This window comes from Bartonella sp. AP3QHHD (assembly GCF_042195765.1).
In the GTDB taxonomy this organism is placed as follows: Bacteria; Pseudomonadota; Alphaproteobacteria; order Rhizobiales; family Rhizobiaceae; genus Bartonella.
Genome location: NZ_JBHIPC010000084.1, coordinates 18,881 through 37,815 on the forward strand (window position 1 = coordinate 18,881; position 18,935 = coordinate 37,815).

14 protein-coding genes, 2 pseudogenes and 1 riboswitch are annotated in these 18,935 nt (G+C 36.9%); of the genes and pseudogenes, 13 read left to right on the plus strand and 3 right to left on the minus strand.

The genetic code is table 11. The annotated features are described in order from the left end of the window. Positions 1-85 precede the first annotated feature (85 nt). A riboswitch (glycine riboswitch) is annotated at positions 86-183 on the minus strand. 446 nt (positions 184-629) lie between these two features. The 4 genes from ACFIL7_RS05045 to ACFIL7_RS05060 all read left to right on the plus strand — a co-directional run bounded on the left by ACFIL7_RS05045 (position 630) and on the right by ACFIL7_RS05060 (position 5,370). Continuing rightward, positions 630-1,292 (plus strand): LON peptidase substrate-binding domain-containing protein, encoded by a 663-nt coding sequence (locus tag ACFIL7_RS05045; protein ID WP_375610818.1) that lies wholly within the window; start codon positions 630-632, stop codon positions 1,290-1,292. Positions 1,293-1,305: 13 nt separating this feature from the next. Beyond that, the gene (locus ACFIL7_RS05050) at positions 1,306-1,512 is read left to right on the plus strand and encodes a Trm112 family protein (RefSeq protein ID WP_273791466.1); all 207 of its coding nucleotides are present in this window, start codon (positions 1,306-1,308) and stop codon (positions 1,510-1,512) included. 1,183 nt (positions 1,513-2,695) lie between these two features. Then, positions 2,696-3,076 (plus strand): helix-turn-helix domain-containing protein, encoded by a 381-nt coding sequence (locus tag ACFIL7_RS05055; protein ID WP_375683418.1) that lies wholly within the window; start codon positions 2,696-2,698, stop codon positions 3,074-3,076. Between the two features lie 1,262 nt (positions 3,077-4,338). After that, positions 4,339-5,370 (plus strand): aspartate-semialdehyde dehydrogenase, encoded by a 1,032-nt coding sequence (locus ACFIL7_RS05060; RefSeq protein ID WP_375618537.1) that lies wholly within the window; start codon positions 4,339-4,341, stop codon positions 5,368-5,370. A gap of 284 nt (positions 5,371-5,654) precedes the next feature. Here the strand turns inward: ACFIL7_RS05060 and ACFIL7_RS05065 are convergent, their stop codons facing one another. Next, positions 5,655-6,293 (minus strand): SH3 domain-containing protein, encoded by a 639-nt coding sequence (locus tag ACFIL7_RS05065; RefSeq protein ID WP_375636988.1) that lies wholly within the window; start codon positions 6,291-6,293, stop codon positions 5,655-5,657. 505 nt (positions 6,294-6,798) lie between these two features. On the opposite strand from ACFIL7_RS05065, the gene ACFIL7_RS05070 reads away from it, so the two are divergent. The 4 genes and pseudogenes from ACFIL7_RS05070 to ACFIL7_RS05085 all read left to right on the plus strand — a co-directional run. Then, entirely contained in the window at positions 6,799-7,617 is an 819-nt protein-coding gene (locus tag ACFIL7_RS05070) for a MetQ/NlpA family ABC transporter substrate-binding protein (RefSeq protein WP_375661864.1), read from the plus strand. 48 nt (positions 7,618-7,665) lie between these two features. Next, positions 7,666-8,700, plus strand: coding sequence for a methionine ABC transporter ATP-binding protein (locus ACFIL7_RS05075; RefSeq protein ID WP_375661863.1), 1,035 nt, complete (start codon positions 7,666-7,668; stop codon positions 8,698-8,700). Continuing rightward, on the plus strand, positions 8,693-9,352 hold the full coding sequence (locus tag ACFIL7_RS05080) for a methionine ABC transporter permease (RefSeq protein ID WP_375643374.1): 660 nt from the start codon (positions 8,693-8,695) through the stop codon (positions 9,350-9,352). The genes ACFIL7_RS05075 and ACFIL7_RS05080 overlap by 8 nt, the downstream gene beginning before the upstream one ends. Positions 9,353-9,915: 563 nt before the next feature. Further along, positions 9,916-10,092 (plus strand): annotated as a pseudogene (locus ACFIL7_RS05085) (integrase); the annotation flags it as partial. A 171-nt stretch (positions 10,093-10,263) separates the two neighbouring features. On the opposite strand, the gene ACFIL7_RS05090 reads toward ACFIL7_RS05085, so the two are convergent. Further along, positions 10,264-10,743: a MaoC family dehydratase gene (locus ACFIL7_RS05090; protein WP_375640770.1), complete on the minus strand. Its 480-nt coding sequence runs from the start codon at positions 10,741-10,743 to the stop codon at positions 10,264-10,266. Between the two features lie 163 nt (positions 10,744-10,906). Between ACFIL7_RS05090 and ACFIL7_RS05095 the strand changes: the two genes are divergently transcribed. Next, entirely contained in the window at positions 10,907-12,241 is a 1,335-nt protein-coding gene (locus ACFIL7_RS05095) for an NAD(P)H-dependent oxidoreductase (protein ID WP_375661862.1), read from the plus strand. Positions 12,242-13,044: 803 nt separating this feature from the next. On the opposite strand, the gene ACFIL7_RS05100 is transcribed toward ACFIL7_RS05095, so the two are convergent. Then, on the minus strand, positions 13,045-13,401 hold the full coding sequence (locus ACFIL7_RS05100) for a hypothetical protein (RefSeq protein WP_375683419.1): 357 nt from the start codon (positions 13,399-13,401) through the stop codon (positions 13,045-13,047). A 1,480-nt stretch (positions 13,402-14,881) separates the two neighbouring features. Here ACFIL7_RS05100 and ACFIL7_RS05105 point away from each other — a divergent pair. The 4 genes and pseudogenes from ACFIL7_RS05105 to ACFIL7_RS05120 form a co-directional block, all read left to right on the plus strand. Then, on the plus strand, positions 14,882-15,625 hold the full coding sequence (locus ACFIL7_RS05105; protein WP_375661860.1) for a creatininase family protein: 744 nt from the start codon (positions 14,882-14,884) through the stop codon (positions 15,623-15,625). A 21-nt stretch (positions 15,626-15,646) separates the two neighbouring features. Continuing rightward, positions 15,647-16,675 (plus strand): CobW family GTP-binding protein, encoded by a 1,029-nt coding sequence (locus tag ACFIL7_RS05110; protein ID WP_375633824.1) that lies wholly within the window; start codon positions 15,647-15,649, stop codon positions 16,673-16,675. A gap of 10 nt (positions 16,676-16,685) precedes the next feature. Beyond that, a complete protein-coding gene (locus ACFIL7_RS05115; protein WP_375633825.1) occupies positions 16,686-17,657 on the plus strand; it encodes a WD40 repeat domain-containing protein in 972 nt (323 codons plus the stop codon). Between the two features lie 532 nt (positions 17,658-18,189). Beyond that, positions 18,190-18,851 (plus strand): annotated as a pseudogene (locus tag ACFIL7_RS05120) (autotransporter outer membrane beta-barrel domain-containing protein); the annotation flags it as partial. Between the last annotated feature and the right edge of the window lie 84 nt (positions 18,852-18,935).

Genomic DNA, 18,935 nt, shown 5'->3' on the forward strand with positions numbered 1-18,935 from the left:
CTCTGTCATCAACCTGAGAGACTCGCGAAAAGATCTTTCGCTTACACCTTCGGCGCGGGTTTTCCCGACTTTCCAGATCTGCCTTCTTCCTTTTACGGTCCTTAAAGCCTGAGAGATTATGGGCTATTTCCCCTTCGGCGGCAATGCGAAAATTTGCAATCTGCACTCTCCCGCAAAAGAATGAAAGAAACGATAACGCTCTTTCCAGCATATTTAAACCTATAGCCTATCTTTATCACACTGTCATTAGTAAAGTGATGAAAATGTTCTCATTTTAAAACTTGCATAAGCTGCTTCAAAAGATTTATAATATTATCCTTTTGAACCTTACAAAAATTGCAAGGAACACATTTTAGGAAATTTAAGACAAAAATCAAAAGCTATAAACAAAAATACCTCTTGAAAATCATACAAAACGTCACACACTAAAAAGATCGCAAAGCAATATTCTTTCGCGCGCAGTTCAACCTTAAAAATAGGGTTTCATATTCTTTTTGAGAATAAGGACTTCAAATATTTTATAAGTATGATTTTAATGCACAAGAAGTAGGTTTTCTGCTTTCTCAATAGTGTCATAAATAGCGACTATTTACAGACTAAAACTACCGAACAAAGGTGACAAAATACTCATGAAAGCTGGTAATATCTCTTACAATTGCGAAAATGATCTTCCAAAACAAATTGCTCTTTTTCCTTTAGAAGGTGCACTCTTACTACCCGGTGGTTTTTTATCACTCAATATTTTTGAACCAGAATCACTTGAAATGATTGAAAATGTTATGGTAACTGATCGTCTATTGGGCATTATTCAACCACTTTCATCGGATACAGATCGCTTCTCTACACAACTTTATAAAACAGGCTGTATAGGGCGCATTACAAACTACAGTGAAACAGGAAATGGACAACTGTTCATTATCTTACAAGGTGTTTGCCGCTTCACTTTAGAACAAGAATTGAAAAACACAAAATCCTATCGAACAGCTCTCATCCAATCAAACATAAAAGACTTGCAAGAATTTGATATTGAAGAAAGCATTAACCGAGAGAACTTACTCGACGTTGTAGAAAAATATCTAACCATACATGAAATGGAATATAATTGGAGCAGCATCATAGAAGCCCCTACACCTATATTGGTTAATGCTTTTTCAGCTCTTATCCCCTTTACACCAGCAGAAAAACAAGCTCTCCTTGAAGCTCCAGATATCGAAAGCCGTGCCCAAACTCTTCTTGCATTAACAGAACGCTCGCTCATGAAACAAACAGGAACAGATTACCGCTTAAACTAATGAATGTCCAAACATGAAAAAAATGACCACAGATCCCAAAATGCTCGAATTGCTCGTCTGCCCAATGACGAAAGGCACGCTCTCTTTCAACCGAAAAACACAAGAGCTCATTTCTCTCAAAGCCAAACTTGCCTATCCTATTCGTGATGGCGTTCCCATTATGCTTGCCTCAGAAGCGCGCCCTTTGCAAAACAATGAAGAAATAACGCATAAAAAATAAAAAATCCTCATGCAATTTCCTTCTACAAGCCCACTGTTATCAAACCTCTATATCCATATGGTCTCTCAATATTCACGTATTCTGAGAAAAGGCATTTTACAATAGAGAAATACACTGATTTAAAAGATATTTATATCGCTTTACCCCTTGCAATCAAAGCCCCAAATAGCACAGCTTTTCTCGTTTCAGTCTATTCATTCTGAAGCAATAAAAAACATTCGCTTGCACAACACAAATATCTGAAAAAAGGATTCAAACAGCCCTTGTTTTTACCCACACGGCCCACCCGCTTATGATGTACAAGCAAGCGATTTTAATTAATCCAACATGAAAAGATTTGTGATGAGAGGTTTTAAGATATTCCGCTTTGTATTTTTAGTTAAAAAGAATGATTTATCATAACAAATCAATTTGTTGATCTATCGCGAAAGTACAATATAAAAGCACTTACACTAAATCAGGAGGGGAACATAAGTACAACTGGACATTTATGTTTTTATGACATTCCTATAAGCTTTATAGGCTAAAAAATACGCTTTATTTGCTTGGAATAAGCAATTTGAATTTCAATTGACGATTGAAAATAATTTCCTTATGAATGAAACTTGTGTTTTGGTTATATACGCAACGATCAATAGGTCCTAGATGCCCGAAAAACTCAAACACGAAAAATGAACCCGCTTTGCAGACATCTCTGAGTTCCGGAGATTCTTGTTATGTCCAAGTACTTTAAGCACTAAAAGCAAGAGGCTGAATCGGTTTCAGCACTTCCAGCCCCCGGAATGCCAATGCGAGGGCGCTTGCGACCGGTGGGAGTAGCGGTGGGAGTAGTAAGTACAGACTGGATATCCACACTTTAAAGATATTTCTATAAACTCTATAGACTAAAAAATACGCTTTATTTGCTTGGAATAAGCAATTTGAATTTCGATTGACGATTGAAAATAATTCCCTTATGAATGAAACTTGCGTTTTTGGTCGTATACGCGACGATCAATAGGGTCTGGAAGCCCGAAAAACTCAAACTAGAAATAAAACCGCTTTTTGCGGATATCCCGGATTTTCCGGGGGCTCTTGTTATGTCCAAGTGCTCTCAGCACTAAAAGCAAGAGGCTGTTTTGAGTCAGCACTTCCAGACCCCGGATACTAATGCGAGGGCGCTCGCAACCGGAGGGGAAACAAAGTGCAAACTAAAAATCTACATTTTTACGATATTTCTTTAGGCAAAAAAATTCGCTTTAGAAGAAACGTCATGGGGTTTTCTCAAAAACAATTAGGAAGTCATTTAGGCGTAACATTCCAACAAATCCAAAAGTATGAAAAAGGCTTAAATCGCGTAAGTGCAAGACGTTTACAGGAAATTGCTCATATATTAGATGTTCCCGTTTCCTTCTTTTATTCTGATGGCGCAAAAAAAGAAGAGAACCTCTATCATTGTGATGACAGAATAGCAAGCAAAGCAGAATATTTACTTTTAAAAAATTTCAGAATACTGACCCGCAAAAAACAAAGAGCAATTTTGCAGTTGATTTCTGATGAAAAAAATAACCCCTTATTTTCATAAGTTCATTGCAAGGATAATCAAAGTCCTTAATAATCTTGACAAGAATTGTGACTGTCTCCCCACACTTCATGAGAATGAAAATGCTTAATCTAATCTGATTTGTAAATAATCCGAATTCTAACGAGTTTAACTTAGAAATAGTGCATTGATTTATAATCATAATCTAACGTTATTGATATTGAATAAGTGTTTCGAATATCGTAAAATTCTTTCATTTCAAACGTGTTCTATATTGAATCAATCAAAATCACTTGTTTGCACATTACAAGCAAAGTTGGCGTGTGAGTAAAAATGTACAAAAAGGCATACCTCTTATTGAATCGTCTCACAAACCAAGAGCTGTAACGACATTGGGTGCTAAAAAATGTATGAGGTGCTAACTTGCTCTTTTATTAAACATAAATATGTGAGTGTTCAACAACTTTCCACTCATATGAGTCACTTAAACAAAAGGCTCTCCAAACAAGCCTAAGAATATTCCAACGCACTAAAAAAACACTTAAATATATCGAGAAAAATCAAAGATCTTATACTACCATACTCCAAATAATGATATTTTATAGCATAACAGGATTAAAGTAAAAATAAGAAATATAAAGTAAAAAATAGACACGAAAAAAATATATATAACTTTCATAAGAATTTATCTATATATGGATACTTAAGTTTATCCTGTTGTGCCATAAATTCTATCATTTAAGGCATGAGGATATGAAGCACGCATACCTCCTTGAAACATTCAAATGTTTTTTAGATGCCCAATATCTTTTTAAATATTTTTAGGCCTGCTTGTTGAGCCTTTAGTTTAAGTGAAAAATGGGAAGCCGCTAGAATCTAGCTGTTTACAGACTGTAATAGGAAGCTTCGCTTTTAAAGGTATAGGGAGAAAATTAAATAATTCAACAATTAACAGATAAAGTATTAAAAGATTCCACCAACGCGATACGTAATACCATCCTTAAAAAATTCAAAAGTGAGAAGGTAAACAATTGACAGAAGATAAGAAATTCACTTAATTAAAGTGTTTTCTAAAGAGATAATAGCTTAGCGTAAAATATTCAATTTTTTCAATTCTGAAAGATTAAAAGAGACGTATTATTTGAAATAAAACAATTTATTGTGCTAACAATGATGATTGGTGTGCACAAAATTGAGTTGTTGAAAATCAAAAATATAATTTAATGATGTTCCTTGACCAACTCACTCTCTCCTGAGTATAGCACGGGGAATAAACGTGGAGAGACATGAGGAGTATATAGAAAATGAGTTATAAAGTTGCAATTGTCGGCGCAACCGGAAATGTTGGTCGTGAAATGCTTACAATTTTAGAAGAACGTGGTTTTCCTGCGCATGAAATTGTCCCTCTAGCATCACGACGCTCATTAGGACAAGAAGTTTCTTATGGAGATAAAACTTTAAAAGTAAAAGCACTGGATACTTACGATTTTTCTGACACAGATTTTTGTCTTATGTCTGCGGGAGGGAGCATTTCCAAAGAATACGCCCCTAAAATTGCTGCTGCCGGCTGTGTCGTCATCGATAATTCCTCCACGTGGCGCTATGATGCCAATGTTCCGTTGATAGTCCCTGAAGTCAATGGCGAAGCTATAAATGCCTTTTCTAAGCGTAATATTATAGCAAATCCTAATTGTTCAACAATTCAACTGGTCTTAGCTTTAAAACCTCTCCATGATGCTGCAATCATTAAACGTGTTGTTGTCTCTACATATCAGTCTGTTTCTGGAGCTGGTAAAGAAGGAATGGACGAACTTTTCGAACAATCACGTGCAGTTTTTGTTGCAGACCCAATTACATCAAAAAAATTCACTAAACGCATTGCCTTTAATGTCATTCCTCATATCGATGTTTTCATGGAAGATGGTTATACAAAAGAAGAATGGAAAATGACGGTTGAGACGAAGAAAATTCTCGATCCGAAAATTAAATTAACAGCCACTGCTGTTCGGGTCCCTGTCTTTATCGGTCATGCCGAAGCCGTCCATGTTGAATTTGAAAAACCACTAAGCGCATCTGAAGCACAAGCGCTCTTCCGCGATGCACCAGGCTGTCAGCTTATCGATAAACACGAAGATGGTGGTTATACCACACCTTATGAAGGTACCGGAGAAGATGATACCTTTATTAGCCGTGTTCGTGAAGATATCACCGTTGAAAATGGTTTAGCTTTCTGGGTTGTCGCCGATAATTTAAGAAAAGGAGCAGCATTGAATGCTGTTCAAATTGCTGAATTGCTCATTTCTCGTAATTTGATAAAGCCTAAGTCCGCAAATTAACGCCCTGTCCGAAGGACAAAGAGCCCCTAGCCGGTCCTGTCAAAAGTCCGGCTTCTCTTCAGTATAACCTTCCCCAGCTGAAGGTTCATATCACCATCCTAAAGAACTGTAATCCAAGGTATTGTCAAATTTGACTCTGAATATCCTTGAATGCCTCGCCACCTTAAGTTAAGCATTGCCGCCTTAATGACATTTTACGGTACAATAGGATCAGCAGCATAAGCATTGTTTGCTTCATGCTGCTGATCCTATTTGTCATTCCGGTTATGAAATTAACTTTACCCTTATCGAGCAGGATAGGTCACGACACGGTAACGCGTTTCATTACGTTCAAAATTTTTGTAATTGACATTATCAGGAAAGGAGGGATTATAAGCACTCACGTGCTTTACAGAAACGCCTTGTGCTTTTTGCGACGGATTTAAAATTGTTCGTTCATCCCTTTTTTTAACACCTGTAGAATCGATAATCATATCTGTTCTGTATAGTTTTTGCATATTTTTCCGTGTTTTTTGAATCGCCGGAAGAGCTTTAAAGTCGGAAACAGCCTGTTTTACTTTTTCTTTTGGCGATTTTACCATGGATTTTGATTTTGCTGGCATCTTTTTAAAAGCAATGGTAGGAACATCGTTAACATTGACGTAACGTGCAGATGCCCAACCAACTTTTCCATGATAACTAAGAGAACACCAAGTTTTATTGGATAGGCAGCCATAAATTTGCACTTTTGCTCCCATTGGAACCATTGCGATAACTTTATAAGCTGTCGCAGGACCTGTGCGTAAAGATACCTGACCTGATGCAACACGAGCAACTGTTCCTGTAATGGTTCCAGCTTCCGCGTGAAAAGCAGTCACAGCCACCCCTGACGCTCCTAAAGCCCATAAAGTCATCATTGTTGATAAAAATTTCTTTCTTAACATTATTTTTCTTCCTCTCTTAAAACATATGAAGGACAAAAATTCGCCTTTGCAAAAATTTGCCGCATTTAAATCCAATGATCAGCAACCTTTATTCCCCCCCAAAACCCCACAACATTGCAACAAAATCTCTCTTTATCGCCTACACGAACACGGCCTTTTGATCTTGATTGCGCAGTATGTTCTTCATGAATTTACGGCTAAAGCATCATCTGATTGTCCGGTTCTTCAACCAATTGTCCCTTACAGAAGTTTTTAAAGGGGCATTGGTTCCCTCAACAAATGATTGCAATAAAAGAATTAATTATTTGAATTTCAGAGAATTTCTATGAACAAATGATGATCAGCCCCCAAAACAACTAAAATAGAAGGAAAAATAATACTCTTTAAAAAATAAAAGTGATTGAATATTCTCTAAAGCTTGTATAACTTTAAATCTGCCTAAAAAGATACAGAGTATATTGAAACTTCCCTCAAAAAATTTCTCGAAAAAGAAAGTTAAAAGCATATGACATTAAAAAATTTTTCTCGTAGTCGGATTATAGGATTATTCCTCTCTCTCTTTGCACTTTTTTTGTCTACTGCTTTTTCCATGGCCGCAGACAAATCAAAAATCAAACTTGGTATTATGGAAGGGCGGGATGCGATTATTTGGAAAACTGCTGCTGAACAGGCTAAACAAGCCGGTTTAGATATCGAACTCGTTTATTTTTCTGATTACGCTTTGCCTAATGACGCTGTTAACGCAGGAGAGATCGATGCGAATGCTTTTCAGCACGCCCCTTATCTTAATGAACAAATGAAACAACGTGGCTATAAACTTTCAATTGTCGGCTATACATTTATTGCTCCAATCGGTGTTTATTCGCATAAAGTCAAAGACTTAAAAGATCTTCGTGATGGTGCACATGTTGGTATTCCGAACGACCCATCTAATGGTGGAAGAGCCTTACTTCTTCTCAATTCTTTAGGTCTCATTAAGTTAAAAGATCCTCATAATATTCTTGCATCTCCACTTGATATTATCGAAAATCCTAAAAACCTGCAAATTCGTGAGCTCGATGCTGGTATGTTAGGGCGAGCTATTGACGATTTTGATCTTGCAATTATAAACACAAACTGGGCTATTGTTTCCGGATTAAACTTCGAAAAAGATGTCGTCGCATGGGAAAGTGCAAAAAATAATCCTTATGATAATATCATCGTTGTACGCACGAGCGAAAAAGATGAGCCATGGGTTAAAAAATTAGTTGCCGCTTACAACAACGATCTTATCCGTGCAAAAATCAAAGAGATTTTTGGCAATACCGCCCAAACATCTTGGTAATTGTGCCAAATATCTGAGTAACTGTGCCAAGTATCCGAGTAATTGTGAATGGAAAAACCTACTCTTATCTCCTTAAAAAACATCAGCCGTTGTTTTAACAAAACGGCTGGCGTTCCGGTAATTAATAATCTCTCTTTAAATATCCATGCTGGTGAAATCCTTGGCATTATTGGGCGCAGTGGAGCAGGAAAATCAACACTTATTCGCTGTTTAAATGGGTTAGAGAAGATTGATGCAGGGTCCATTTTTTTTGAAGGTGCTGATATTTCCAATCTATCAGAGATAGAATGGGCGCCTTACCGTCAACGAATTGGGATGATTTTTCAACATTTCAATCTTCTCTCATCGCAGAATATTCTTGATAACATTGCATTGCCGCTTAAATTAAGTGGTGTAAGTAAAAAACAACGCCACAAACGTGCCCTTGAACTGATTGAATTGGTTGGGTTATCTGGGAAAGAATATTGCTATCCGGCACAATTGTCAGGAGGGCAAAAACAACGCGTTGGCATTGCACGCGCTCTTGCTGCTAATCCTAAAATATTGTTATCAGATGAAGCCACCTCTGCTCTTGACCCTGAAACAACACAATCTATTCTAGAGCTCCTTGCTGATATTAATAAACACCTCAATCTCACGATTGTGCTCATCACCCATGAAATGGAAGTTGTACGCACCATAGCGCATCGCGTTGTTGTTCTTAATCAGGGAAACATTGTAGAAGAAGGACGTGTGAAAGACATCTTTACATCACCGCAAGACGATACAACCATAGCTATGCTCAAGCTTGTAACCCCGCAACTTCCTGAAAAATTTGCGAAAAATCTCAAACCAATTGGACGAGAAGCTGTCATTGAAATTAATATTGCCGGTGAAATTGCCCAGCAGCCTTTTCTTCATCTTCTAGAAAATGAGAGTGGTTTAAAAGCACGTATTTTGCATGGTGGCATTGATACAGTTCAAGATGAAACCATCGGGAGACTCTTCTTGGCTCTTCCTGGAGAAGATAAAGAAGCTTTAGAAAAAGCTGTTCAATGGTTAACGAAAAAAGGACGATATTGTGAGGTCTTAGGCTATGTTTAATGTTCTGTCTCATGAACTTCCCCAAGCTGTTATTGATACAATATTGATGACACTTAGTGCTTCTGTTATGGCATTTATTATAGGGCTTCCCCTTGGTCTTCTTCTTCACACAACAGCACGCGGAGGGATTTTTTCCTCATCTCTCATCAATCGCCCTTTAAGCATAATCATTGACAGTATTCGTGCCATTCCCTTTATCATTCTTGCATTTTATCTTCTTCCCGTTACGCGTATCGTTGTAGGAAGAGGGATAGGAATGCCTGCTGTAATTTTTATACTGACCATTTCAGCTATCCCTTTTTATGCACGCATGGCGGAACTCTCTTTTAAAACCGTTGAAAACGGTCTCATTGAAGCGATCCGCTCGATGGGTGCAAGTCGTCTTCAAATTATCAGACATGTTCTTATTCCTGAAGCTCTCCCTAGCCTGATTACAGGTTTTACAGTCATGGTCATTTCTCTTATAGGAGCCACCTCACTTGCTGGATATCTTGGTGGAGGCGGTTTAGGGGATATGGCAATCCGCTATGGCTACCAACGCTACAATACCTTCATCATGACCATCGTCATCATCCTTTTGATCGTGCTCAATATTACAACCCAATGGACTTCTGATAAAATCGTACAAAAACTTGATAAAACAAAACATTAAAAGATTTAGAATTTCACATGCCAATACCATCATCCTCTTTGCCACTTTCCAAGTGCACCAACCCTTGCCTATCGAAAACGCTCATAAGAGATTAGAAACTTTTTTCTTAAACAGTTTTTATCTCTCCCCATCCGTTTGTAACATGAAAGAAAATAGTTTTAATGGCTTTAATATAAAAGGGGATAAAATAAGAGATCTCACAGTATGTGAGACTCTCTTTAAATTAAGACATTGGTCACGACCTTTCCCAACCTTAGATAACACATTGAATTTATAATGATAATATGGCGTTATTCATATTGAATGAGAACTCTGAATACCGTAAGATCCTCTCATTCCCAATTTGTTCCATATAGAATCAACCAAAACCTCTCGCTTGCACGTTAAAAGCGGGAAGAGACGTGTGAGTAAAACTATACAAGAAAGAAAGGCATGCCTCTTATGAATTATCTCAAGCGCCAAGACCTGTCTTAACATTGGCGGCTAGCATATAATATGATGGTGTCGGCTTTCTTCTTCACAAGCATAAAGATAGGGGTGCTCAATGGCTTTATCGTTATACTATTCACAGGCGCCATTGCGAAATGGGTGTGACGAGCGTTGAGAGATGTTGCTTTAAAATAAGCCCGTGAATTGGCAACGCAAGTATATTCCATTTGAAGCGTTCTGTTTTACGTGATGGGTATGATCCCATTAAAGAACGCTATAAACAAAAGCGTGAAGCAATGCACTATCTTCATTAGGAAACTCCTCTTCAAAACGATCTAGGAAAGATAGCAACCTGCTATGGCTATCAACGCTATGATAGCTCCACCATATCTATCATCCTATAGATTATTCTCAATATCATCATTGAAGAAACTTCTAATAGAATTGTATAAAAATTTTATAAAATAAAGCACTCAAATAATCTAGATATTGGAAGGTTTTTCTTCCACAACAGCAACAATAAGCCATTGAGCTGTAAGAGCTGGTTTTTTTAACTTTTCAATTTCCACCGTAACCCCATAATGGAAAACCACTCGACCAGAAGGGCGAATTTCTGCGTCGTCTAACACAAAATGCGCACGTATCCGTACCCCTGTTTTCACAGGACTCATGAAGCGTACTTTATCGAAACCATAATTAATCCCCATTGTGCTCCCTTCCAACTCTGGAAGAGCTTCATAAGCGAGCGTAGACAAAAGCGATAATGTTAAAAAACCATGAGCAATCGTGCCGCCAAAAGGTGTTTTTTTAGCCTTTTCCTCATCAACGTGTATCCATTGATGATCATCTGTAGCACATGCAAACTGATTAATCATATCCTGTGTAACAAGACGCCACTCCGATAATCCCACTTCTTTCCCAATAAAACTGGTGACATCTTGTACTGTTATTTTTTGCTGCATAACGCTATTCCTATTTTATTTGATAAAAGAAACCACCCCTCTTGCTTTTATAAAATCCATTGATTAGAGCATCAAGAATAAAAGATTAATTGTCTTAAAAACAAATGCACCTTATGAATGAGAAAAGTTCTTTAGCAGAATAGTTTTCAAATAGGAAAAAAGAATGGCAAGCAATGTGAACCTAACAGGTTTAGCGCATGATTTGAAACAACGTGCAGAAAACCATCCCCCCATCCGTATTGGACTGATTGGTTGTGGTGAAATGGGCACAGATTTATTATCAAGTATTGCGCATATGGATGGTATAACAGTCGCTGCTGTAGCCACGAGGACACTGTCACGTATTTTTGATGCCGCTACACTAGCCTATGGCGAAGATGGACATGTCTGTGAAGTTGAAAATACTTATGCTCTCACCCAAAGCATTGAAAAGGGTTTGATTGCAGCAACAGATGATATTAACCTTGTTTTGCGCCATGAACAAATTGATATTATCGTTGATGCAACAGGCTATCCCGAAGCAGGAGCAGAGATTGGTATCAAAGCGCTTGAGAATAACAAACATCTTGTCATGATGAATGTTGAAGCAGATGTTACAATTGGCGCTTATCTCAAACATGAAGCAGAAAAACGAGGGCTCATTTATACACTTGGTGCCGGCGATGAACCTACTTCTTGTATGGAACTCATAGAATTTGTTTCAGCCCTTGGACATAAGATTGTTGCAGCGGGTAAAGGAAAAAATAATCCTCTGCGCTTTGATGCTACACCTGATGCTTACGAAGAAGAAGCATTCCGGCGTAATATGAATGTGCGTATGTTGGTTGAATTTATTGATGGTTCCAAAACGATGGTTGAAATGGCAGCCATTGCCAATGCCACCGGACTTCTCCCCGATTGCCCAGGAATGCATGGACCACGAGCAGCGCTACAAGATTTAAACAAAGTGCTTATTCCAAAACAAGATGGGGGCATTTTACAGCAATATGGTGTTGTAGATTATTCAATAGGTCAAGGTGTTTCACCAGGTGTCTTTGTCATTGCCGAAATAGCACACCCACGTTTACGCGAACGTATGGAAGATTTAAAAATTGGCCAGGGACCTTACTTCACCTTTCATCGCCCCTATCATTTAACAGCAATGGAAGTTCCCCTCACCTGCGCACGTATTATGCTTTATGGCAAAAAAGATATGGTCCCTCTTAGCCATCCCGTAGTAGAAGTCTGTGCTGTTGCTAAAAAAGATTTACATCCAGGTGATCCGCTAGACTTTATCGGTCTTTATACTTATCGTGCTTGGATAATGAACATCGCAGAAGCACGCGCTCACCACGCCATTCCTTGTGGTCTTCTAGAAAAAGCAACAGTAACAGCTGCAATTAAAAAAAACGAACTCATTACAATACATAATACTGCTATTCGTGAAGATCAATGGATTGCGCGTCTTCGTGCTAAACAAGACCTTTTACTTCATAGCCCTTCTTCCGCTAAGCTATAAATACTCCTGAATTACCTTACTTAACAGTATCCTTCCCTTAGGCAACAGAATAACCCAGAATACACTTCTATCGCAAATACAGGTTTATGTTTTAATAAAAGCATTTTCCAACGATGCACATTACCACTTCCCTCTCACAATATGTCCCGTAAATGCGACAGTATAAACCACTCCATGAGATGGCATAAGATTCATTGTGTATTACTATCTTTACTCTATAAAGATACAAACCAGCACCATCATTTATTTGCCAATACTACAACAGTCCTTGAACCTTAGAGATAATTCATAAGAAGAATTTTTACTCTTTTTTTTAATAATTTTGTCCATACACGAACACAACTTGTTATACATAAAAAATACTTTTGATGTATTTAACATAAACAAATTTGAATGATAAATAATAATTTCTCATTTTTCTTATTGCATAAGAGCCATGAATACAGAGATATTTTTATTTTATCCTCTTATAAAAAATAAAAAAATTTAAAAAGGATAAAATATGCCTTTGATGAATAATCTTCATATGAGAGAAGATAGACAATATTAAAAAGCTGATAAAGATAATGAGTATACTAGCCTTATTACTAGGGAATAAACATAAACTGTAAAAAATCAGGTTACATTATTTTGTAAAAAACCATAAATGCAGGACCTTGAACTTTAATAATGTTAATAAAAGCCATATTTAGTATTAAGAATAGTGATTTTTATCCAATACAGTATAAATAAGTCAAAATATTTATTTTTTCAAAATAATGAAGTGAACAAAAAAATCCTCGACTCTGTCGATGAGCTTCCTACTAAAGTGTACTAAATATTCCCCAAAGAGATACAACAGTACCTAATACATCCCCAATACTTAAAGAAGCAAGAAGTGATAAAATACCTATTCCCCCCCAAAAGGCTGCACCTGAAAAAGCAGCAGCTTTTTCAACTTTCCCCAAAGCAATGCCATCTTGTTCCTCAACGCCTTGAATAACAGCTCTATCCACAGCTTTAATAGCTACATTTTTTTCTAGTGTAGGAATAGTAATTGCTATTCTCTCTTGAACTTTATTTTTTACAAAACTTGCATTTCCCTCTATAGTTTGTACAAAAAAAAGCATAAATAGTGTAAAAGTAAATGAACATACACGATTTTTAAATATTTTAAACATAGCTTTCTTTACTCCTCTTTTTCTTCACTGAAAAAAATGAAAGAATATTCACATATATAAAAACCAAAAATTATATTTAATCATTTATATAATTTCACATAATAAAATATTATATGTAATTTTGTTATTATAATATAACACATTGTGTATTACATGTAAAGATAAAAAACAATAAATGATAAAAAATAATTTATTACTTTTACACCATAATAAATCAAGATACTAACAGTAATATTATTTTGTCATTTTTATTGATATAATTAAAAATAATAATAATTTGTTAAATTTCTTATTATAAGAAATATTACGAAACAAATTAATTTAAAAAATTATATAATAGAGCTTTTATAAATAATTTAAAATGTAATTAATTTTAAAGAACTATAAAATTTAAAACTGCCAATATAATGATATATGATTGTCTATTATTTCAATAAAAATAAAAATGAAATAGTACTTAATGGATTTTTATTATATCACTTATCAGTAATATTGAAAAATAAAATTGGTAGCGAATAAAAACTTGATCTAAAACAAATCTATCCTAATAAAACAACCTTAAAATAGTGTACTCATTTTCTATAAAATAGGTATAAAAATGTAAAAAAGCAATTAAGATCTCTATTTTAAAATGGAAAAGACATTAATAAAATGATTCTCAAATTTTACTGATATATAAAGAAAAAAATATCGCATAGCATCTTCAAAGAGGTAATTCAGCCCCCTTTATCTCATACAGCATAAAGAACACAAAATATTGACTTTCAAACCTAACAAAACAAACGCATAAAATAAGTAAATCTATCAGATTTACAAAAACATTATAAGCAATACTAGAGCTCCAACAAACTACCTAAAATTAAATAAAAAGAGAGTCATGAAAAATGAAATGATCCCCAAAATACTGAAAAACAACTTTCTTTCTTAATTTTCATAAAAGTTATTCCATATTTTTCGTCAATATTGTAGAGCGCAGCCTTATTTATATTTTGAGTAATTATATTTACTCTGTATTAGTAAAAAATAATTCTCTTTGAAAAAAATTTTTGGCAATATTCACATAACTGTCTGCAATTTGTGCAAAATAAATAATAATAAATAATTAATCAAATGCTTGAAATAAAAGGAATAGGATAAAATTACTAAAAAATCATATTTTCAATAAATAATAAAAAATATTTTTCATTATTTGATGTATAATAATTTAATATGTATGAATATTTACTTATTAAAAATGAGAATATATATCAGAAATAATTACAAAAGATAACTATCTTGAGAAATATTGCCTCATATTACAGAAAAATTGCGTTGGCTTTGCTCAATAAAAGCTTCTCTATTTTTAACAAAGCTCTCATTTTTATGCATCCATATGTGATGTAAAAAGACGCCTATTTGCGTTTCTCTTATAGATAGATTAAATAGTGACAGCACCTTCGATCACTTTGTCTATGTTAACTTCTCTTTTAGGCAATAATTTATGGTATCTAACAGGCCTTTTCTCGCTCTTTTACCTTTGGGCGCACACGAATATCACGGAGAGCACCTTCCTTTCGAAACCGACTGGATTATAGCTGAAGCTTTTGCAAAAGCTCTCACTTTACAAACAAAAGAGCAGTTTCATATCGCACTTTTACCGGTTGAAAAGATTGGCTATTCTATAGAACATATGGATGTTACAGGTACACAAACCCTTACCTTTTCTGATGCGATTAAGCGATGGATAAAGATTGGTGAAAACTGTTATCACAAAGGGATCAACCGTCTTCTTCTTCTCAATGCTCACGGAGGAAATTCACCTTTAATGAGCATTGTTATCACCGAATTACGAAAGCGCCTTTCCATGCTCGCTGTAGCAACAAGCTGGAGCCGTTTTGGTTTACCACAAGGTCTCATGGAGCCATCTCAACAACATCTTGATATCCATGGAGGCTTTATCGAAACCTCTCTCATGCTCTATTTAGCACCAGAAAAAGTCCATATGGAAAAGGCAGAAAATTTTCATAATAAACAAGCGGATATGATTGCCAATTATCGGTATTTACGTGCTTATGGTCCTCATGCCTTTGGTTGGACAATGAAAGATCTAAATACGCAAGGTGCGGCAGGAAATGCAAGCAAAGCAACACCACAAGCCGGTGAAGCAATCTTTTCTCATGTTCTGTCTCAGCTTCGTGATTTACTTGATGATATCAATCGATTTAACATAAACACATGGCAATAAAGAACAATAAAAGGTCTCTCCATGGAAACGATACACCCCAAAAAACTTCCCGTTACGGTTCTCACAGGCTATCTTGGTGCTGGGAAAACCACCCTTCTCAACCGCATTCTCAATGAAAATCATGGCAAACGTTATGCCGTCATTGTCAATGAATTTGGTGAAATTGGTATTGATAATGACCTGATCATTGAATCAGACGAAGAAATTTATGAAATGAATAATGGCTGTGTTTGCTGCACCGTGCGTGGTGATCTCATTCGCATTCTGGAAAGTCTGATGCAACGTTCTCATCGATTTGATGCGATCATTATAGAAACGACAGGGCTTGCTGATCCCGTTCCCGTAGCACAGACCTTTTTCATGGATGATACTATCCATGAAAAAACAGCTCTCGACAGTGTCATAGCAGTCGTTGATGCAAAGCATTTTCCCTCTCAATTAAAAACAAGTCGTGAAGCTGAAGACCAAATTGCTTTCGCGGATATTATTCTTTTAAATAAGATTGATCTTGTCACCCCACAAGAACGCAGCCATGCTGAATCCCTTATTCTGGCCATTAATCCTCGCGCTATACTCTATACAACACAGCGCACCAATATCCCTCTTGAGACACTCCTTAATCGTGGTTTTTTTGATCTCCAACGGACTCTCGATCATGAACCTCATTTTCTCGATCACGAACATGCACACCAACATGCCAACCATGTGTGCGGTCCCGATTGTCATCATGACCATCATCACGCATCCACCATTCATGATATTACCATCACTTCTGTAAGTTTAAAAACAGATGCTCTGCAACCAGAAAAGTTTTTCCCTTGGATCCAGCAGGTTACACAGCAACAAGGGCCTGATATCTTGCGTCTTAAAGGCATTATCGCCTTTCAAGGAGACGATGATCGTTACGTCATTCAAGGGATACATATGCTTCTTGAAGGACAACATCAACGCCCATGGCGTGAAGATGAAAAACGAGAAAGCCGCCTTGTCTTTATAGGACGCTCTCTTGATGCTGAAAAATTAAAAACTGGTTTTGAAAATTGCGCATAAGTGAGTGATAATGCCAAACATTACCCATTATGATCTCAAAAGTTACTGCCTTTCCTGCGGTTTTATAGGCAATAAACCAGCCTTTGTTTCCGTAGAAGGTTTCATTGTTTTTTTTAATCCAACCCCACAAATCGTTGAAGTTCACCAAGGAATAATTTCAAGCCATTTTTCCCATGACAATACCGCGATCATCACCGGTGGAGAAGATGGAAAAGTCTGTCAAACAACCGCAGCAGATCACACGGAATTGTTAAGCCAAAAAGAACGCAAATGGATAAACAACGTTGCTTTTGGTCCACAAAAAGCTTTTGCTTTTTCCTCTTCACGCCTCGCATTTGCGCATATTGGAAAAGAACGACAAGAGCTCACACATGAACGCAGTGTAGAAGGCCTTGCTTTTGCCCCAAAAGGTTTGCGACTTGCCGTTGCCCATTACAATGGAGTCACTCTTCATTGGTTATCAACGCAAATATCTCCCACCACATTGGTATGGAAAGGAGCTCATTGTAGTGTCACCTTTTCACCAGACAACCGCTATGTCATTTCCACCATGCAAGAAAACGCCTTGCATGGCTGGCGTCTCACTGATAATCAGCACCTCCGCATGAGTGGCTATCCAAGCAAAGTCAAAAGCTGGTCTTGGAGCGCAAAAGGAAAATGGCTAGCAACATCAGGTGCCTCTGCCGCAATTGTTTGGCCCTTTCATACAAAAGATGGCCCCATAGGAAAAACACCACTAGAACTAGGCACACGAGCAAATGCACTTGTTAGCACCGTTTCATGCCACCCAAACAAAGAAATTGTAGCAATAGGCTTCAATGATGGAATGATTTTAGCGGCACATTTTCATGATGGAAAAGAAGTCCTTCTAAAAGGTTGTGGGAAAAGCGCTATCTCAGCACTTAACTGGGATCAAGCAGGGCAAAACCTCTCCTTCGGTAGCGAAAATGGTGAATGTGGTATAATCAATATCGCTGATTAAATTACACCGACAAGCGCAATTATCGCCTATAAAAAATGCCCACACAATCCTCCAGAAATCTTATCCCCGTGCATCTCCAGAGCTCTCAGAAATCCTATCTCCCTAATCTCCCTCCCAAAATCTCCTAAAATCTTCGTAATCATTAAATCTTCCCTCTTCCTTTCCTCCCCCCCTTTAGACAAGAAAATACCTTAAACATGTTTTTTGACCTTTTAACATTGCTACCCCCATACAAGAATAAAAACATCACCCTCAAGACCGCCCCCCATCTCCCTATAAACATCTATATAGGCTACATACTTCCACAAAAGCATTTTTCTTAAAAATTTGGCAAAAAATAGCTGATATCATCATTAAAACAACGATTTATTCCTACGATCAGAAGAAGGGAATGCAACACTATTTTCCTAAATAAAAAATTTTTTGATTTCCCCTTCTAAAGGGCAAAGTTTCCTACGAGCAGCCTTCTACACTTCAGTTTCTTGCCTAGAAAATTCCATCTAATAATCATTTCATGGAGCTTCTATTACCGCCCTCTGTTACGGTATCTCCTTCATCTCCGGATTCTGTTCCTTCTCCTTCTGCCCTTGTTAAACCAAAGCCTTCTGGGTCTTTTGCCCCTGTTAATCCTTCGTCTAATCTCTCTATACCGCTTGATGTTCAGTCTAATCTCCAAATTAGAGCGGTTGTTCCACAGGTTCCAACTTATCTTCTTTTGCCAAATGCCTTATTTCATGCTGGTTTAGTGGATATGACCACGCAAAATAAGTCGTTAGAGACAATGCGGAATGCTTTTCATTTCTTTGGGAAAGATGATAAAAAGACAGCCTTTTTTCTGCGTGCTTATGGGGGGAGCCATCATTATGCTTCCAATTTATCTGCTTTTGAATATGGCTATGGTGCTGAGCTCGATTATAATGCATTTCAAGCAGGTGTTTTGTTAAANTTGGGGCTTATGGAAATTTGCAGCATGATAGGGGTTTTTATATGGATGGGGTGGTATCGTATGGTCTTTTTAAGGGTGATGTTTTGACCCTTGCACGGGGTAAGGTTGTGGCGTTAAAGGGTAAACAGTTTAGCGATTCTTTAACGAGTGGTAGAACGTTTGCAACAGGGTATAAAGGTGTTGTTTTTGATCCGCAGATTCAGGTTGTTTATCAGCATCTTCAGTTTAATCAGGCGCGTGATATTGATNTGTTTTTGATCCGCAGATTCAGGTTGTTTATCAGCATCTTCAGTTTAATCAGGCGCGTAATATTGATTTAGGAAAATTTCATG